5 protein-coding genes and 1 pseudogene are annotated in these 3,838 nt (G+C 29.1%); 3 read left to right on the top strand and 3 right to left on the bottom strand.

The genetic code is table 11. The annotated features are described in order from the left end of the window. The 3 genes from ACTF56_RS12840 to ACTF56_RS12830 form a co-directional block, all read left to right on the top strand. On the top strand, positions 1-352 hold a 352-nt coding region (locus ACTF56_RS12840), incomplete at its 5' end, for an RNA polymerase sigma factor (RefSeq protein WP_438967308.1). Between the two features lie 56 nt (positions 353-408). Further along, positions 409-1,152, top strand: coding sequence for a tetratricopeptide repeat protein (locus ACTF56_RS12835; protein ID WP_438967307.1), 744 nt, complete (start codon positions 409-411; stop codon positions 1,150-1,152). 81 nt (positions 1,153-1,233) lie between these two features. Next, a complete protein-coding gene (locus ACTF56_RS12830; protein WP_438967306.1) occupies positions 1,234-2,106 on the top strand; it encodes an IS1595 family transposase in 873 nt (290 codons plus the stop codon). 101 nt (positions 2,107-2,207) lie between these two features. On the opposite strand, the gene ACTF56_RS12825 is transcribed toward ACTF56_RS12830, so the two are convergent. From ACTF56_RS12825 to ACTF56_RS12815, 3 genes and pseudogenes are all read right to left on the bottom strand, one after another. Then, the gene (locus ACTF56_RS12825; RefSeq protein WP_438967305.1) at positions 2,208-3,050 is read right to left on the bottom strand and encodes an IS3 family transposase; all 843 of its coding nucleotides are present in this window, start codon (positions 3,048-3,050) and stop codon (positions 2,208-2,210) included. 17 nt (positions 3,051-3,067) lie between these two features. Continuing rightward, complete coding sequence (locus tag ACTF56_RS12820; protein ID WP_438967304.1) at positions 3,068-3,466, bottom strand: transposase; 399 nt, start codon at positions 3,464-3,466, stop codon at positions 3,068-3,070. A 93-nt stretch (positions 3,467-3,559) separates the two neighbouring features. Then, positions 3,560-3,838 (bottom strand): annotated as a pseudogene (locus ACTF56_RS12815) (DUF2911 domain-containing protein); the annotation flags it as partial.

Below are 3,838 nucleotides of genomic sequence, written 5' to 3'. Positions count from 1 at the left end.
ATTCATTGAGGAAGATATTAACATGAAAGCATTGCTTTTGATAATGGTAAAAAACAAAAGTCTAGATATTATTAAAACAAAAAAAAACAGAAATAGAATTCTAGATGGTATTAAAGGTTTTCTCCCTACAATTAGCTTTAACAATGCGAAACAAAACCTTACAAATGACAATTTCAAAGAATTATTAAATTGCCTACCCAATAAAGAAAAACAAATTCTCAGTCTTAGTATTGATGGGTTCACCAATGCAGAAATAGGAGAACAATTCAACTTATCTGAAAAAACAATTGCGAATCTTTTGGCAATGGTTAGAAAAAAAGTAAAAAAATTATGGAATACGTTTATGGAGTAATTAGCAAAAAAATTACTTTTGGGAAAAATTTATAACTGAATCGTTTTAAACATACTATGACAAAAAACCAAAATATTAATTTAGAACTGCTGTTGCAATCACTAGAAGATGATTTCGACCCACAGGAACGTATGCGTATTTTGGAAATATTAAAAAAAACGAATCCTATAGACGATTCCTTACTGGGAGCAAAAATGGTGTTAGAAAAAAACAATTGGGATTATGAAGTCTTAAAATATACGTTCAGTAAAACAGAAGAAAGGATAGAAACAATAGCTCGCGCTACTAAAAAAACAAACAACAGTATCAATTATTTAAAATATGCCGCCGTATTGCTTCCTATAGGCTTTATTTTAGGCTATTTTATACATTTCACTTTAACCCATAACCAATCCATAGACCAGTTTTATAGTAAAGAAGAAGGCTTACCTCACTATATGGGAACAGAAAATGCAAATTTTGAAAATCTAATGGTGCTTTACCGCGACAATAAAATGAAAGCTGCATTTGGAGTGTCGGAAGAAATTCTAATAAAAAAACCGCAAAATGATACAGCTATCTACTTTCATGCAGTAATTGGTTATGAATTAAAAAACTTCAAAGTGGCTAAAGAGGGTTATATTAAAATAACTCAAAAAAAAGAAAGTGTATTTTATTATGATGCAGTTTATCGATTAGGTTTTACCTTAAAAAAACTAAATGAAGAGAATGCAGCACATCAACAATTTAGTACAATCTCAAAAGACCAAAACAACCCATATAATCAAAAAGCAAAAGAAGTTTTAGAGCAGATGAAGTGATTTTTTTACAAATAATCATAAATGTTTATAGGTATAGGCGTTTAGGTCGCCCAAATAAAAAATTAGAATTACCTTTGTTAAATGAGCGCAAGGGAAAAATTTATAGGAGTGAATTCAATTACATTTAATAAGCAATTTAAGGAAGATTTGGACTGTTACGAATACCTTTCTTCAATCAAATGGGAAAACGGATATTCTTGTAAAAAGTGTAATAATGACAAATATTATAAAGGCAAAAAACCATTTTCAAGAAGATGTTTAAAATGCAAATATGATGAAAGCCCAACTGCAAATACAATGTTTGAGAAACTTAAGTTTCCAATATTAATTGCATTTCATATTATTTTCAAAGTTAGTACTAAGAAAAAAGGAATGTCTTCTATGGAATTGAGTAATGAATTTGAATTGAGGCAAAAAACCTGTTGGACATTTAAACAAAAAGTGCAACAAGTAATGAAAAGCAGTCTTAAAAGCCCATTAACAGGGATTATTCACGCAGATGAGTTTGTCATAGGCGGACCAGAAGAAGGAAAAAAAGGAAGAAGTAAAGGAGCTAAAAAGTTAATAATTCTTGCATTGGAAATAGTAGAAGACGGAGTTGGCAGAGCCTATGCTGAGGTTATTGAAAATTCATCTGCAAAGGAGTTGGGTTCTTTTTTAAGAAAATATGTCTCAAAAGATGCAGAATTAATTACTGATAAATGGAAAGGATATGCACCATTGAAAAAGGAGTTTTTAAAACTAAAACAAGTAGCATCGGAAGATGGAAAAAACTTCAAAGAATTGCATATACATATTATGAATATCAAAGGCTGGTTGAGAGGAATTCATCATCATTGCAGCAAAGAACACATACAAGACTATCTAAATGAATATCATTTTAGATACAACAGAAGGTCAAATATGGGGTCAATCTTTGATGTGTTAATGAAAAAGATGGTGTTTTTTGAATAAAAGTCAATAAAATCAATAAATAACATGGGAGGTCTAAACGCCTATACCTATAAAAATAAATCCAAATCTCAAATTCCATCACCATCCTTGCCAATCCCTAATTAATGTTGACCGATTTCTATTAATTTATCATAATCAAAAATAGTAAAAATTGGTTTGGTTTTCATTTTATTTTTATACCAATTATTTTCAAATTCTACAGGAGTTTGTTTGCCAAGATTATTATGAGGTCTTTTATTATTATATTGATTTACAGCTCTTTCAAGTTGTGTTTTTAATTCCTCAATTGTTTTTGGTTTCCAGTAGTTTAAATATTCTTCTTTAATTGTTTTATTTATTCTTTCTGCATAAGCATTATCTTGAGCAGAAAGTGCCATACTTATTTCAGTACCATTTTCTTTCAATAGGTTTATATATTGCCCATAAATATATTGTCCTCCTCTATCGGAATGATGTATCATTGGGGCTTCATTGTTATTAAGTGCCATTTGTAAAGCGTTCATGTTTGCAGTTGCTCTCATGTGATTTGAAACTTCATATCCCACTATTTTTTTTGTGTAAACATCTATAATAAAAACCGCATAATAAAATTTTTCTCCTACAAAAATGTATGTTATATCGGATTGCCATATCATTGAAGGTGCATATACAGACATTGACTGGATTAAATTTGGATAATATACATTTGATGCAAAAGTAGTTCGTCTATAATTTTTATTTCTTTTAATTCTAAATCCTAATTCCATAAAAGCTTCAATAAAGCGATCTCTACCAATAAAATTTGGTTTTAAAGTATAATACATTTTTTCAATACCACAACCAGGATGTTCTGCTCTTAATTCTTCTGCTTCTATAAGCAAACAGTTCATTTTTTTGTCAAAATCAGATTGCCTTTTTTGATATTGATTTACCGCTTGTTTACTGATATTTAAAACCTTAAACAACTGATTTAAAGAAAATTTTATTTCTTTATTATGTTCTCTAAACCAATTGATTGTGAGGTGTTGTAATTTTTTTTTATATCTATCTTTAAATCATCTTTAGCTATATCAATCATTTTTTCCAAATAATCAATTTTAATTTGCTTTTGCCCTACGATTTGTTCTAGTTCCTTGACTTTAAGTTCTAGCTCCTTTAATTTTTCTATACTACTTTCTTTCATTTCAATAACCCTAAATCCTTTTTCGTTAAAGGTAGAAAATTTATAAATCCATCTATAAATAGAAACATTATTTATACCATAAAGTTTTTCTATTTGAAGAACACTTAATTTTCCGCTCTCATAAATAGAAACAATTTCCTTTTTAAATTCTTCCGAATAGCAGCGTTGTTTTCTAATTTGTTGTAAATTTGCTTTCATATAATTTGACTTTTGTGGTCAACTTATAGTAGTGATGGACACAATACAATAGTCTTTCATCTATTATCTATATTCTTTCATCTATTAAAACTATTATTTTGACCATTCAGCAATGCTGTCTTTGTTCATTTTTTCATAATCGCCATTTCCTGCTTTTGTTGCTAATACTAAAGATTCTTTTGCCGTAACAATTGCTCCTTTTTTATCTCCAGATTTTACTTGAATTAACGATTTTAAACGTAAATACCAAAAAGGAATATCTTGTCCTTTTGGTGAGTTTGAAATGGCACTATTTACCCAAGACAACGCTTGTGTCATATCACCATTTGTTTGGTAAAAATATTGAGCTGCCGAAAAATAATCACCTGCAGA

The organism is Flavobacterium sp. (assembly GCF_965657075.1).
Lineage (GTDB): Bacteria > Bacteroidota > Bacteroidia > Flavobacteriales > Flavobacteriaceae > Flavobacterium.
The sequence above is the reverse complement of the archived record's forward strand: the minus strand, read 5'-3'. Positions and strand labels throughout refer to the sequence as shown.